Genomic DNA, 14326 nt, shown 5'->3' with positions numbered 1-14326 from the left:
CTTGAATGGGACAGGTCGAAAATAAGCCGATCGCCAGACTGCCAAAAGTGGCCCGATTGACATCATTCGAAAGAATTGGGACAATCCGCCTTCGCTTGCTGGAAACGCCCATGACTGATCCGATCATTGCCGTCCTCGCCTTTGACGGCATCAGCCCGTTCCACCTCTCCGTGCCGTGCGTGGTTTTCGGCACCGACCGCACCAAGCTCGGCCTGCCGCGTTTCGACTTTCGCGTCTGCGCGCTCGACGATGGGCCCATCCACACCGATGCCGGGCTGACGATCGCGGTGCCGCATGGGCTCCCCGCGTTTGACGATGCCGACATCGTCATCATTCCGAGCTGGAAAGATCTCGACGCCCCGCTCCCCACCCCGCTCCTCGAAGCGCTTACGCGCGCAAACCGACGCGGCGCGCTGATCGTTGGCCTCTGTCTCGGCACCTTCGCCATCGCCGCCGCTGGGCTGCTCGCCGGCCGGCGGGCGGCCACGCATTGGTCCTCCACCGACCGGTTGCAGGCGCTGCATCCCGACATCGAAGTCGACGCCGACGTGCTCTATGTCGACGATGGCGACATCGTCACCTCTGCCGGTGTCGCCGCCGGGCTCGACTGCTGCCTGCACATCGTGCGCGCCCGCTATGGCGCGGAGATAGCGCTGCGGCTGGCCAGGCACATCGTGCTGTCGCCGCACCGGCAGGGCGGGCAGGCCCAGTTCATCGAGCGCCCGATGGCGAAGACCCCGGCAACCGACCGCTTCACCCAGGCGCTCGACGCGGTGCGGGCAACGCTCGGCCAAACACACAGCCTCGACCGTGTCGCCGAGGCCGCCGGCCTGACCCGGCGCACCTTCACCCGCCGTTTCCAGAAATCGATCGGCACCAGCTTTGGCGAGTGGCTGGTCGGCCAGCGCATCGAACTCGCGCAACGGCTGCTGGAGGCGACGGAAAAATCGATGGACATGGTGGCTTTCGACGCCGGCTTCGGCAGCGCCACCTCGCTGCGCCAGCATTTTTCAGCGCGGCTCAAGACGTCACCGGCGCAATACCGGCGTGAATTCTCGCGGCGAGCCGATCCGGATGAACGTGTGGCGCGCGTGGCTTCGCACTGACCACTTGCGAAGGATTCAACCGCGCTTGACCGCCCGCGCCGGATTGCCAACCGCGGTGGTATTTGCCGGCACGTCGCGCGTCACCACCGCGCCGGCGCCGACGATGGCGCCATCGCCGATGTTGATGCCGCCGAGGATGATGGCGCTGCCGCCAATCCAGGCGCTGTCGCCGATGGTGACCGGCCTGGCGATCTCCAGCCCCGCCTGCCGGCCCGCAGCCTCCTTATGGTGCTCGGCGCAGTAGATCTGCACATGAGGTCCAAGCAGCGTCCGCTTGCCGATGTGCACTGGCGCTGTGTCGAGGATGGTGCAGCCGGCATTGAGAAAGGCGCCTGCGCCGAGATGGATGTTGAGGCCGTAGGCGCAGTGGAAGGGCGCCTCGATGCGGGCGCCCTCGCCCACGCCGCCGAGCAGCGCCGACAGCGCTGGACCGATGTTGCCGCGCTGCCGGGGCGGCAGTGAATTGTGCTCGAACACCGCATCGCGCGCGACCACCCGCAGCGCCTCGAGTTCGTCGTCGATGCAGGTGTACCATTGGCCTGCAATCATCTTTGCGCGTTCGCTTGCGGACATGGCTACGCCTCCGATTTGATCTCCTGCCAAAGCACAATCCTCATCCGGGGAAAAGCCCGCTGTCCAAATCCCCGGCCTATGCTAGCTTGCCGCGCGGACCGTCCGAGGTTCCGCACTGAGGGGATCGACCATGCTCTATCTGCTTGCACTTCTGATCGGCATCATTGCCGGTCTTCGCGCCATGACCGCGCCGGCTGCGGTCGCCTGGGGCGCTTATCTCGGCTGGCTACCGGTCGCCGGCACCTGGGCAAGTTTCATGGGCCATTGGGCCGCCGTCGGCATCTTCACCATCCTCGCCATCGTTGAACTCATCACCGACCAGCTGCCCTCGACGCCGAGCCGTAAAGTGCCGCAGCAATTCGGCGCCCGCATCATCATGGGCGCCTTTGCCGGCGCGGTGATCGGCGCGACCGCCGGTTCCACCATTGGCGGCCTGATCGCCGGTGCCATCGGCGCGGTGATCGGCACGCTCGGCGGCGCCGAACTGCGCGGCCGGCTGGCGGCCGCCTTCGGCAAGGATTTGCCTGCCGCCCTCATCGAGGACGCTGTCGCTGTCGTCGGCGGCCTGCTGATCGTGGCGGCTGTGGCATGACGGCAAAGACCTTCGACGCCATCGTCATCGGTGCAGGCCAGGCCGGCACTCCGCTCGCCGGCCGGCTGAACGCGGCTGGCATGAAGGTGGCGCTGATCGAGCGCAAGCTCGTCGGCGGCACCTGCGTCAACACCGGCTGCATTCCGACCAAAACGATGGTGGCAAGCGCCTATGCCGCGCATCTCGCTCGCCGCGCCGCCGACTATGGCGTGACGCTCGGCGGGCCCGTCGCCGTCGACTACAAAGCGATCAAGGCCCGCAAGGATAAGGTGTCGGGCGCCTCCCGCACCGGGCTGGAAGACTGGATCGCCGGCATGGACAATTGCACGCTCTATCGCGGCCATGCGCGCTTCGAATCCGCCCACACCGTGCGCGTCGGCAACGATCTACTGACCGCCGAGCGAATTTTTCTCAACACCGGCGGCCGTGCGGCGGTGCCCGACCTGCCCGGCGTCAACGACATTTCCTACCTCACCAATTCCTCGATGATGGATCTGGACGTACTGCCGCGCCATCTGGTCGTCGTCGGCGGCAGCTACATCTCGCTCGAATTCGCGCAGATGTTTCGCCGCTTCGGCTCCGAAGTCACCGTCATCGAAAAGAGCCCGCGCCTCACAGGCCGCGAGGACGAGGACGTGTCGGCCGCCATCCTGTCGATCCTCGAGAACGAAGACATAGCCGTCCATGTTGGCGCCGACGACATCCGGTTCGCCAAACAGGGCAAAGACATCGCCGTGACCTTCTCCGCCGGCAAACCGCCGGCGGTCGGCTCGCATGTGCTTCTGGCGCTGGGCCGGACCCCCAACACCGACGATCTCGGCCTCGACAAGGCCGGCATCGCGGTCGATCTGCGCGGATTCGTCACTGTCGACGATCAGTTGCGCACCAGCGTGCCCGGCATCTGGGCGATGGGCGACTGCAACGGCAAGGGCGCCTTCACCCACACCTCCTACAACGACTATGAGATCGTGGCCGCCAACTTGCTCGACAACGACCCGCGCAAGGTCAGCGACCGCATCGAGGCCTATGCGCTCTACATCGATCCGCCGCTCGGCCGCTGCGGCATGACCGAGGCTGCGGTGAAGAAATCGGGGCGCAAGGCCCTGGTCGGCCAGCGGCCGATGACCCGCGTCGGCCGCGCCGTCGAGAAAGGCGAGACGCAAGGCTTCATGAAGATCCTGGTCGACGCCGACACCAGGGAGATCCTTGGTTGCTCGGTGCTTGGCCCCGGCGGCGACGAGGCGGTACACTGCGTGCTCGACCTGATGTACGCCAAGGCGCCGGTCGACACGCTGGCGCGCGCCGTGCACATCCATCCCAACGTCTCGGAGCTGTTGCCCACCATCGCCCAGGAGCTAAAGCCGCTCGTCTGAGGCCGGCTGCGTCAAGCTCAGCGCTTTCTGCATTGGTGCATTGGAGCGATGTTCATTGCGCCCGAAATGGCTTCTTAGGCGCTCGAACGTCAGCTCCTGTAGCGACCGTTCCGGCTGCCGCTGAATGATCGCATTGCGCCCATAGCGGCGCAGTCTGGACCAATCGACAGCCCTTCGGCAAAGGTGCATGTGTTCCGCCGCTTATCCTGGAGGCATCCCATGCAGAAATCGATCGAACGCATCGCCGGCGACACCGAAGGCGTTTCCTACGAATTTCCGGTGTTCCGCTTTGCCGGCGCCGACAAGGCCGCACCTTCGGCCTATCTGCAGGCGGCACTCCACGCCGGTGAATTGCCGGGCGTCGTCGCCATCGACGCGTTGATGCCGGCGCTGAACAAGGCCGAAGCTGAAGGCCGCATCAAGGGCAACATCACGGTCGTGCCCTGGGCCAACCCGATCGGCCGCGCGCAATATCATTTCGGCGAGCATCAGGGCCGCTTCAATCTCGGCACCCGCAACAATTTCAACCGCGGCTTTCCACTGCTCGCCGCGCCCGACGTGACGCTGTTGCCGGACACCACCCTCGGCACCGCCGACCAGCAGTTGAAGACGCGGTTGATACAGCTTTCGATCGGCCACGACATCGTGCTCGACCTGCATTGCGACGATGAAGGACTGGCCTATCTCTACGTCCACAGCAGCCTGTGGCCGGCGATGGCCGATTGCGCCGCCGCCATGGGTATCGATGCGGTAGTGCTGTGGAGCGAAGATACTGACGGCACCTTCGAGGGCGCCACGATCATGCCCTACCAGAACGTCCCCGCCGGCGTGGCGAAGCTCGATCGCCGCGTCGCCACCACGGTCGAATATCGCGGCATGCTCGACGTCGACGGCGCGCTCGCCGCATCCGATGCCGAAGGGCTTTACCGGCTGCTGGTGGCGCGCGGCGTGATCGCCGATCCTGCCCTGCCCGTGCCGGGCAGCTTCGCCGGCTTCGTCGCACCGCTGGAAAACATCGACATGATGCCGGCGCCCCGGGCCGGCGCGATCCTCTACGACGTCAAGCCCGGCGACCGCGTCGCCAAGGGCGCACGCCTCGCCACCATCGTCCATACACCCGGCGAGACCGGCGGTCGCACCGAAGTGTTGGCGCCGCAGGACGGCGTCATCCTGACCCGCCGTTCGCGCCGCATCATCCGCGCAGGCGAGGATCTCTTGAAGCTGGTCGGCGACAAGAAGAGCGCCGACGCAAGGTCCGGGACGCTGGAAGACTGACCTAACCAGAGATGGCCAGCCGCGCCCTGGCCTCCAGCCATTCGGCCATCTGCCGGTAAGGCACAGGCCCGTGGCTGATGCGGGAGACGCCGAGTTCAGCCAGCCGCTGGCGCGGCGGCACATGCGCCAGCGCGATGATGTTGACCGGCAGCGCCGTCGCTTTGCAGAGCACTTCGATCAACCCCTCATCGCCGAGGCCCGGCGCAAAGAAACCGCTCGCGCCGGCCTTTTCATAGGCCTTCGCCCGCTCGATCGCCTGGTCGAGAAGACCCTTGTCATGCGCATCCGGCTTCGCCTTGAGGAAGATGTCGGTGCGGGCATTGATATAGGCCGGAATGCCAGACGCTTTGACCGCCGCCGCTGCCGCCTCGATCCGCTTCACCTGTACGGCGATGTCGTGCAGGCCGGCGCCGCCGACGATCTGGTCCTCGAAATTGAAGCCGATGGCGCCGGCCTGCAGGGCACGTGTCACGGTCTGGGCGACGGTCTCCGGCTCGATGCCATAGCCGCCTTCAAGGTCCATGGTCACCGGCAGGTCGACCGCAGCCACGATGCGCTTGATGTTGTCCAGCGCCAGCTCCAGCGGGATTTTCTCGCCACCGGCCAGCTTCCCGTGGCGATGGCCTTGGCGCCGGCTTTCTCGACGATCTTGGCCGAGCCCGGATCCCAGGCATTGTAGAGAACGATGGGGTTTCCCTTGACATGGAGGGCATGGAACGTGCGTGCGCGCTCGATCTGGTCGGTCATTGCTGTCTTTCCGGTCTTTCTCGATGTTGGACGAATAGTCTAGGCAGGACCGCCGGCTCTGGCGATGTGCCATGGGCCGCGGAAGCGGCGGCCACGAACAGCCGTTTCAAACCTGTTGCGCATCCGGCTTTTCGCCGCTATGGATTTCGCCCATGAACATGCGTTCGATCAAGACCGTTTGGTGGTGGGCTCGCTGACAGCGGCCTGTTCGAACGCGTGCGCGTGAAAATAGAAGGTGGCCGCAACGGAATGTCCGGGCGGCCATTTGTTTTTTCAAAGCCAGTTCCGGGTCCGTTGCCCAACAAGCCAGATGGAGACGGCAATGACGACGATAAAGGTTCTGGAAAACGGCGCTGAACGCTTCGTGACCGGGGGTGGCGTCACCATCACCCGCGAGCGCCACGACAAGCCCTATGCCGGCGCGATCGACGCCTATGTCGACGGGCTGAATTCGCGCCGCGGTGCCGTGTTTTCCTCGAATTATGAGTATCCCGGCCGCTACACGCGCTGGGATACGGCCATCATCGACCCGCCGCTGGTGATCTCGGCGCGCGGCCGCGCCATGCGCATCGAGGCGCTGAACAGCCGCGGCGAGGTGCTGTTGCCGGTGATCGGCAAGGTGCTCGCCAGCTTGAGCGAAGTCACTATCACCGAAAGCTCGAAAAAGCTGATCCGCCTCGACGTCGCCAAGCCCGGCCGGGTCTTCACCGAGGAAGAGCGCAGCCGCGTTCCCTCCGTCTTCACCGTGCTGCGCGCCATCACCGCTCTGTTCAAGACCGAGGAAGACGCCAATCTCGGCCTTTACGGCGCTTTCGGCTACGACCTCGCCTTCCAGTTCGATCCGGTCGACTACAAGCTGGACCGCAAGCAGAGCCAGCGCGACCTCGTGCTGTTCCTGCCCGACGAGATCCTGGTCGTCGACCATTATTCGACCAAGGCCTGGACTGATCGCTACGACTATTCCGGCGAGGGTTTTTCGACAGATGGACTGCCTCGCGACGAAATCGCCGAGCCGTTCAAGACCGCTGACCGCATCCCACCGCGCGGCGACCATGAGCCGGGCGAGTATGCCAATCTGGTGCGCAAGGCGATGGACTCCTTCAAGCGCGGCGACCTGTTCGAGGTCGTGCCCGGGCAGATGTTCTACGAGCGCTGCGAGACACAGCCTTCGGAGATTTCGCGCAAACTGAAGTCGATCAACCCGTCGCCCTATTCCTTCTTCATCAATCTCGGCGAAAACGAGTATCTGATCGGCGCCTCGCCGGAGATGTTCGTGCGCGTCAACGGCCGTCGCGTCGAGACCTGCCCAATCTCCGGGACCATCAAGCGCGGCGACGACGCCATTTCCGACAGTGAGCAGATCCTGAAACTGCTCAACTCCAAGAAGGACGAATCCGAGCTGACCATGTGCTCTGACGTCGACCGCAACGATAAGTCGCGTGTCTGCGATCCGGGCTCGGTGCGCGTCATCGGCCGCCGCCAGATCGAGATGTATTCGCGCCTGATCCACACGGTGGATCACATTGAAGGCCGTTTGCGTGAGGGCATGGACGCCTTCGACGCCTTCCTGTCGCATGCCTGGGCGGTCACCGTCACCGGCGCGCCGAAATTGTGGGCCATGCGCTTTATCGAGCAGAACGAGAAGAGTCCGCGCGCCTGGTATGGCGGCGCCATCGGCATGGTCAATTTCAACGGCGACATGAACACCGGGCTGACGCTGCGCACCATCCGCATCAAGGACGGGATCGCCGAGGTGCGCGCCGGCGCCACGTTGCTCTTCGACAGTATCCCCGAGGAAGAAGAAGCCGAAACCGAACTGAAGGCATCCGCCATGCTCTCCGCCATCCGCGACGCCAAATCAGGCAATGCCGCCGGCGCCGAACGCACCACCGCGCGCGTCGGCGACGGCGTCAACATCCTGCTCGTCGACCACGAAGACTCCTTCGTCCACACGCTGGCCAATTACTTCCGCCAGACCGGCGCCAATGTGTCGACCGTGCGCACGCCGGTGCCGGAAGAGGTGTTCGACCGGCTGAAGCCTGATCTCGTCGTGCTGTCACCCGGGCCAGGCACGCCGAAGGATTTCGATTGCGCCGCCACCATCAGGCGAGCGCGCGCCCGCGAGCTGCCCATCTTCGGCGTCTGTCTCGGCCTGCAGGCGCTGGCCGAGGCTTATGGCGGCGAGCTCAGGCAGTTGCATGTGCCGATGCACGGCAAGCCGTCGCGCATCCGCGTCTCCAAGCCCGGCATCATCTTCTCCGGCCTGCCCAAGGAAGTCACCGTCGGCCGCTACCACTCGATCTTTGCCGATCCGGTACGGCTGCCCGACGGCTTCGTTGTCACCGCCGAGACAGAGGACGGTGTCATCATGGCCTTCGAGCACCGCAAGGAGCCCATCGCCGCCGTGCAGTTCCATCCGGAATCGATCATGACGCTCGGCCACAATGCCGGTATGCGCATCATCGAGAACATCGTCGCCCATCTGCCGCGCAAGGCCAAGGAAAAGGCCGCTTAGCTCCGATGGCGGCAACGGACAACATGGCGGCGATCGCAGCTAAGGCAGCGGCCAGGCAAAGGATCGCCAGCCTTGCCTTCTGGTCGATCATTGTTGCCTTTGTCGTCCTCGCGCTCAAGCTTGCCGCCTGGTACATCACCGGCTCGGTCGCACTCTATTCGGACGCACTGGAATCGATCGTCAACGTCATTGCCTCGGCCGCCGCCTATTGGGCGATCCAGGTCAGCTACAAGCCGGCCGACCAGGACCATCCGTTCGGCCACCACAAGGCCGAGTATTTCTCGGCTGTGCTGGAAGGCGTGCTGATCGTGCTTGCAGCACTGTTGATCCTCAACGAGGTCTGGCGCTCCTGGCAGACGCCGGCGCCACTCGAACAGCCTTGGGAAGGCCTTGCGATCAACGGCGTTGCCACCGTCATCAACGCCTTCTGGGCCTGGACGCTGATCCGCGCCGGCAGGGCTGCGAAATCACCGGCGCTGGTTGCCGACGGCAAGCACATCATGACCGATGTGGTGACCTCGATCGGCGTGTTCGGCGGCCTCGTCGGGGCAATCCTGACCGGCTGGCAGATCCTCGATCCAGCACTTGCCGTCCTCGTTGCGCTCAACATCCTGTGGCAGGGCTGGCACGTCATCGGCTCGTCGATGAACGGGCTGATGGACAGAGCCGTCGATCAGCAGGAGCACATGCACATCCGCGACATCATCTCGGCCAACTGCAAGGGCGCGCTGGAGGTTCACGACCTCAAGACCCGCATCGCCGGCCGCGCCACCTTCATCGAGTTCCATCTGGTCGTAGACGCCGACATGACGGTCGGCGCCAGCCACGTCATCTGCGACCGCATCGAGGACGCGCTGCAAGCCGAAATCCCGTCCGTGCGCGTCACCATCCATGTCGAACCGGACGACGAGGCGAAGCTGCCTAAGGGCACGACGGCGGTGCCGTTCGCCTGAGACGTTGGAGATTGGCTGAGCCAGCTTAACTTCGTCATCCTAGGGCGAAGCAAGGAGCGAAGCGACGCGGCGCAGACCTAGGATCCATGCCGAGACATCAGAGAGCCGCCACGGTGCAAGCTCTTGAGAGCCGGTCGTTGTAACAGCGCAACTGTTCTGCGTCGCCGCATTCTTCGGCCAGCGTCACGGAATGGATCCTAGGGTCTGCACTCCGCTTCGCGTCGCTCCGCCTTAGGATGACGAAGCGCGGGGGGGCTCACGGCGAACAAGCCGATTGCGGCATCGACTCCAGCCGATAAACCTTATCATCCGACTCCGTCTTGCCGCCAGCCGCCTTCGAGCACAAATCGACAATCGCCAGGCTGTTGTTGGGGTTCGCCAGCATCATGGTGCCGTTGGCGCCACGCTTGAGGTAGATTTCCTTCTGCGCGATATCGCAAGCAAAATTGCTCATCTTTGAACTGGCCGCGCAGCGCCATTGGTCCGCTTCGCCCTGGCAGGAATAGGTCTGCGTGACCTTGGCCCCGTTCTTCCTCGTGGTGACCGTAACGGCGATGTCGGCGCCGTCGGGCCAGTTGGCGACATCGCCGCCTGAGGCGAAGGAGGCGAGTTCGACCGGTCCGCGGAAGACGCGGATCGTCTGCGTCACCTGGTCGGGATGAGAGGAGAGATGCGCGGCATCGTAGTCGCGCCCGAAGCAGAAAGGCTGATCCGGCTTCAGCCGCTCGCGCAACGGAGCGCCGAGCGCCGGATCGATCGGGTCAATACGCGCGAATTCGGCCTTGCAGGTTGCGGCCGGCATCGGGTCGAGGCGGAAATTGTCGTCCTCGGAGCCCAGCGCCTGCCGTTCATATTCGGCTTCGCCTAGTTCGTCCTCCGACCCGGCGTCTAGATAGAGATCGGACGAGACATTTGTGAGGATCAGGCGGCCTTTGTCGTCGAGCTTAAGCGAGGCCATGGTGCGGTCGCAGTCCATGCCGCAGCGGATCGGGCCTGATTTGCCGTCCTCCGATTCATGATTGCACCAGCCGCCGGCCCATTGCGGCGTCTTGGCGCCGCGCACGGTGGTGGTGAGAAAACCATTGTAGGAGGTATCGGCGTTTGCCGTCGGCTCCTCATTCGGACGGCTCACCGGATCATGGCCATAGAGGAAGAATATCCGCGCCACCTTCTGCTTCGGATGTGCCTTGAGGTGGGCCGCGTCATAGACCCGGCCGAAACAGGCATCGGCGCCGTTCGGGCTGAGTTCAGCCAGTTTTAGCGCGTCGTCGGCGACGGCGGTGCCGGCCAGCAAACCGAGCAGCGCAAGTCCAAATCCGGCGCCGGCAAATCTCTTCCATTCCCCTACCCTGAATGCCATTGGACCCCCTCCTCGCATCGACAGGACGTAACGTCAATTTATGCTAGTATCGCGGTCACAGCCACGCAATTTGCGGTGAGCGTCAAGCCGGGGAGAATGCCATGCGCCGACGCGACATGTTCCGGGCCAGCATTGCCGGCGCTGCCGGCTTGTTCGGGCTGAGCCGGGCGGCAGCAGCCGAGGAAAAGCCCAAAGTCGCCTATCATCTCAGCGACGTTGACAAGGTCAATTTCGTGCTCGGCAACATCAAGAACCACTATGATGGCACCGGCGGCAATGTGGAAATCGTGCTGGTCGTGCATGGCCCGGCCCTTGCCGCCTTCAAGTCGAAGGGCATATCGGCGGCGATTTCGGGACGCTTTGCCGGCCTCGTCCAGCAGGGCCTCGAGCCGCATGCTTGCGGCAACACCATGAAAGGCATGGATATCACCCTTGCCGACCTGCTCGACGGCTTCCACGCCGCCGACAAGGGCGGCGTCGTCAAGCTCGCCGAACTTCAGCGTCAGGGCTACGTCTATCTCAGGCCATAAACCGCCACGGGCTTGAACGTGAAGGCCGTGAGAGCCTACGAAGGGAGGCCTGACATCCCGAAGGAAAAGTTCTCATGACCGCGGCCACCCTCGTCATCCCCGATCTTGCCGGCAAGGCGGTGCTGGTCACCGGCGCCTCGACCGGCATAGGTGCTGCCCTGGCACTTGCCTATGCCGCGCAAAAGAGCCGTGTCGCGCTGCACTATAATTCGAGCCGCGAGGCGGCCGAGAAGCTGGCCAAGACCATCCGCGACGGCGGCGGCGAGGTGTTTCTCACCCAGGGCGATTTCTCAGCTGCCGCCGATGTCGAACGCGTCGTCGAGGAGAGCGCTGAGCATTTCGGCCGGCTCGACGGGCTGGTCAACAATGCCGGCGGCATGCTTGGCCGCGTGCCCTATGCCGAGCAGACCGAGGCGCATTACGACGCGGTGATGGATCTTAATGCCCGCTCGGTGCTGACGGCGTCACGCAAGGCGATGCCATGGCTGAAGAAACAGGGCGGCTTCATCGTCAACACCTCGTCGATCGCCGCGCGCAACGGCGCTGGTGGCGGCGCCGGGCTCTACGGCTCGGCCAAGGCCTTCGTCTCCAACGTCACCCGCGGCATGGCCAAGGAACTGATCTCTTTCGGCATCCGCGTCAACGCGGTGGCGCCCGGCACCATAGCGACCCCATTCCACGAGCGCTATTCCACCGACGAACAGATGAAGGGCATGGTCGCCACCATTCCGCAAGGACGCGCCGGCACCGCTGAAGACTGCGTTGGCGCCTATCTCTTCCTGTCTTCCGATCTCCTGAGCGGCTACATCACCGGCCAGGTGATCGAGGTGAACGGTGGCCAGTTGATGCCTTGAGCGGGCAATTGCATACTGCGTCTCGCAACCTATGCATGTCGTGTGGAAATTTGCTGAGGTTTGAAGGGGAGACGTAAGGCAATGTACGGACTGATCGGCAAGATGCGGGCGGCGCGCGGCCAGCGCGACGCGATGATGGGCGTTTTGCGCGAGAGCACCGGCGCCCTCCCCGGCTGCCTGAGCTACATCATCGCCACCGACCCGGCCGACGCCGACGCGATCTGGGTCACCGAAGTGTGGACCGATCAGGCCAGCCACAAGGCATCGCTGCAACTGCCCGAAGTCCAGGCGGCGATCGCCAAGGCGCGGCCTTTCATCTCCGGCTTCGAGTTCCAGATCGAGACCCATCCGGTCGGGGGTTTCGGCCTGCCCGCCGTCAAGAACGAGTGATGATCGAAAGCAAACGCGGTTTTCGAGTTTTCCTCGGCGGGGTTCGCATCATTCTTCTCCAAGTCTAAGACCTGATATGGATTCCTCGCCAGAACAGCCGGCCATCGAACGCATGACGCGCATGCGTCCGCTTCGGCAGTGGCTGGTGTTGCTGATCTTCTCGCTGCTGTTCGCTGGCGCGCTGGAATACGCCGCACTGCCCGCCGCCCTGCTGATCGGCCCGATGCTGGCGGCGATCCTTGCCGGCACCAATGGCGCCACCGTGCGCGTGCCGCGCCCCGTCTTTGCCTCCGCCCAGGCCGTGGTCGGCTGCCTGGTCGCGGCGTCGATCTCGGCCGACATCTTTTCGGTCTTCTACAAGGAATGGCCGCTGTTCCTCGTCGTGGTGCTGGCGACCCTTGCGGCGTCCAGCCTGCTCGGCTGGCTGATCAGCCGCTGGCGCATCCTGCCCGGCACCACAGCGGTCTGGGGCTCATCGCCGGGTGCAGCCACCGCCATGGTGCTGATGGCCGGCGCCTTTGGCGCCGACCAGCGCCTCGTCGCCTTCATGCAGTATCTGCGCGTCATCTTCGTCTCGATGACGGCAGCGCTGGTTGCCAAGATGTGGGTCGACATGTCTGGCATCGAGGTACCCGCCATCGTCTGGTTTCCACCGATCGAACCGATAGCCTTTGCCGCCACGCTCGGCGTTGCGCTCGTCGGCGGTCTGGCCGGCCGGCTTTGCCGGCTGCCCTCCCCCTTTTTCCTCGGCACTTTCATCTTCGGCACCATCGTCCATCTCGGCTTTGGCGTGACGATGCAGCTGCCGCAATGGTTGCTGGCGCTGAGTTACGGCATGGTCGGCTGGTCGATCGGCCTGAATTTCACCCGGGCGGTCCTGCGCCATGCGACTCGCGCCCTGCCGCAGATCGTCGCCTCAATTGTCGTACTGATAGCCTTCTGCGGTGGGATGGCCTGGCTGATCAGCCATGTCCTCGGCATCGATCCGCTGACCGCTTATCTCGCAACCAGTCCCGGCGGCATGGACAGCGTCGCCATCATCGCCGCCGCCGCGCAGAACGTCGACATCTCCTTCGTCATGGCGCTGCAGTCGGCCCGCTTCCTGGTCGTGCTCATCGCCGGGCCGAGCATAGCGCGGCTGGTGGCGAGAGCCGTCAGGGACTGAATACGAATTCAAAGATCCGGGAAGAGGAAATTGCCCATGAACCGTCGCATGAATGCCGTCGATCTCTCAGGCCGTGTCGCGGTGGTGACCGGGGGCGCGCAAGGCATCGGCCTCGCGGTCGCGCGACGCCTGCTGTCGTCGGGCGCCAGCGTCGCCATCTGGGATGTCGACCAGGCTGCGATGAAGAACGCCGTCGCCGAACTCGCCCCGCTCGGCCGGATTGAGGCTTTGCTGTGCGATCAATCGCTGATCGAAACCGTCGATCGCGCCGCGACCGAAACCGAGCGCTTGCTCGGCCCCGCCGACCTGCTCGTCAACAATGCCGGCATCGCCGGGCCGGCGGCGACGGTGGTGGATTATGATCCCGTCGCCTGGCGCGAGATCATCGACATCGACCTCAACGGCGTTTTCTACTGCTGCAAGCGCTTGGTGCCCGGCATGATCGCACGCAATTACGGCCGCATCGTCAACGTCGCCTCGGTGGCCGGCAAGGAAGGCAATCCCAACGCCGCCGCCTATTCCGCCGCCAAGGCGGGCGTGCTTGCGCTGACCAAATCGCTCGGCAAGGAACTGGCCGGCCACGACATCGCCGTCAACGCGCTGACGCCGTCGCCTGCCCGCACCCGCATCCTCGAACAGCTGACCGAGGCCCAGGTCACCTACATGCTGGGCAAGGTGCCGCGTGGCCGCTTCGTCGAAGTCGAAGAGGCGGCCGCCATGGTCGCCTTCATGCTGTCGGACGAAAACTCCTTCACCACTGGCGCAACCTTCGACCTGTCCGGCGGCCGTGCCACTTACTGAGGCGCGAGCCGCTCCAGAGCAATTCCAGGAAAAGCGTGGACGGTTTTCCGTCCGGAATTGCGTCAAAATAAGGAGTTAAGCGGATCGCCATT

The 14326-nt window shown here is 64.4% G+C and carries 13 protein-coding genes and 1 pseudogene; 11 read left to right on the top strand and 3 right to left on the bottom strand.

The annotated features are described in order from the left end of the window. Positions 1-110 precede the first annotated feature (110 nt). Positions 111-1106 carry a helix-turn-helix domain-containing protein gene (locus ACWTU9_RS11225; RefSeq protein WP_455858346.1) on the top strand — a complete coding sequence of 332 codons (996 nt, stop codon included), beginning with the start codon at positions 111-113 and terminating at the stop codon, positions 1104-1106. Positions 1107-1121: 15 nt separating this feature from the next. On the opposite strand, the gene ACWTU9_RS11220 is transcribed toward ACWTU9_RS11225, so the two are convergent. Continuing rightward, a complete protein-coding gene (locus ACWTU9_RS11220) occupies positions 1122-1679 on the bottom strand; it encodes a sugar O-acetyltransferase (RefSeq protein WP_455858345.1) in 558 nt (185 codons plus the stop codon). 130 nt (positions 1680-1809) lie between these two features. On the opposite strand from ACWTU9_RS11220, the gene ACWTU9_RS11215 reads away from it, so the two are divergent. The 3 genes from ACWTU9_RS11215 to ACWTU9_RS11205 all read left to right on the top strand — a co-directional run bounded on the left by ACWTU9_RS11215 (position 1810) and on the right by ACWTU9_RS11205 (position 4919). Beyond that, the gene (locus ACWTU9_RS11215; RefSeq protein ID WP_455858344.1) at positions 1810-2271 is read left to right on the top strand and encodes a DUF4126 domain-containing protein; all 462 of its coding nucleotides are present in this window, start codon (positions 1810-1812) and stop codon (positions 2269-2271) included. Beyond that, entirely contained in the window at positions 2268-3644 is a 1377-nt protein-coding gene (locus tag ACWTU9_RS11210) for an FAD-containing oxidoreductase (RefSeq protein WP_455858343.1), read from the top strand. Before ACWTU9_RS11215 ends, ACWTU9_RS11210 begins: the two co-directional genes overlap by 4 nt. Positions 3645-3863: 219 nt before the next feature. Beyond that, positions 3864-4919: a succinylglutamate desuccinylase/aspartoacylase family protein gene (locus ACWTU9_RS11205; RefSeq protein WP_455858342.1), complete on the top strand. Its 1056-nt coding sequence runs from the start codon at positions 3864-3866 to the stop codon at positions 4917-4919. Position 4920: 1 nt separating this feature from the next. On the opposite strand, the pseudogene ACWTU9_RS11200 reads toward ACWTU9_RS11205, so the two are convergent. After that, positions 4921-5666 (bottom strand): annotated as a pseudogene (locus ACWTU9_RS11200) (isocitrate lyase/PEP mutase family protein). Positions 5667-5976: 310 nt separating this feature from the next. Here ACWTU9_RS11200 and ACWTU9_RS11195 point away from each other — a divergent pair. Together ACWTU9_RS11195 and ACWTU9_RS11190 are read left to right on the top strand one after the other, a co-directional pair. Continuing rightward, positions 5977-8181 (top strand): anthranilate synthase, encoded by a 2205-nt coding sequence (locus ACWTU9_RS11195; RefSeq protein ID WP_455858341.1) that lies wholly within the window; start codon positions 5977-5979, stop codon positions 8179-8181. A 5-nt stretch (positions 8182-8186) separates the two neighbouring features. Continuing rightward, complete coding sequence (locus tag ACWTU9_RS11190) at positions 8187-9134, top strand: cation diffusion facilitator family transporter (RefSeq protein WP_455858340.1); 948 nt, start codon at positions 8187-8189, stop codon at positions 9132-9134. 256 nt (positions 9135-9390) lie between these two features. Here ACWTU9_RS11190 and ACWTU9_RS11185 read toward each other — a convergent pair whose 3' ends face one another. Further along, positions 9391-10494, bottom strand: a complete 1104-nt coding sequence (locus ACWTU9_RS11185; protein WP_455858339.1) for a hypothetical protein — start codon at positions 10492-10494, stop codon at positions 9391-9393. A gap of 101 nt (positions 10495-10595) precedes the next feature. Here ACWTU9_RS11185 and ACWTU9_RS11180 point away from each other — a divergent pair, with 101 nt between their 5' ends. The 5 genes from ACWTU9_RS11180 to ACWTU9_RS11160 all read left to right on the top strand — a co-directional run bounded on the left by ACWTU9_RS11180 (position 10596) and on the right by ACWTU9_RS11160 (position 14234). Continuing rightward, positions 10596-11024, top strand: a complete 429-nt coding sequence (locus ACWTU9_RS11180) for a DsrE family protein (RefSeq protein ID WP_455858338.1) — start codon at positions 10596-10598, stop codon at positions 11022-11024. 74 nt (positions 11025-11098) lie between these two features. Further along, positions 11099-11878, top strand: a complete 780-nt coding sequence (locus ACWTU9_RS11175; protein WP_455858337.1) for an SDR family NAD(P)-dependent oxidoreductase — start codon at positions 11099-11101, stop codon at positions 11876-11878. A gap of 81 nt (positions 11879-11959) precedes the next feature. Then, the gene (locus ACWTU9_RS11170; protein ID WP_454577225.1) at positions 11960-12268 is read left to right on the top strand and encodes a putative quinol monooxygenase; all 309 of its coding nucleotides are present in this window, start codon (positions 11960-11962) and stop codon (positions 12266-12268) included. 76 nt (positions 12269-12344) lie between these two features. Beyond that, the gene (locus tag ACWTU9_RS11165) at positions 12345-13433 is read left to right on the top strand and encodes an AbrB family transcriptional regulator (RefSeq protein WP_455858336.1); all 1089 of its coding nucleotides are present in this window, start codon (positions 12345-12347) and stop codon (positions 13431-13433) included. Between the two features lie 48 nt (positions 13434-13481). Continuing rightward, positions 13482-14234: an SDR family NAD(P)-dependent oxidoreductase gene (locus ACWTU9_RS11160; RefSeq protein ID WP_455858504.1), complete on the top strand. Its 753-nt coding sequence runs from the start codon at positions 13482-13484 to the stop codon at positions 14232-14234. Positions 14235-14326: the final 92 nt, after the last annotated feature.

It is taken from the genome of Mesorhizobium sp. 128a, assembly GCF_053848025.1.
This window is presented reverse-complemented; position numbering and strand designations above follow the sequence as displayed.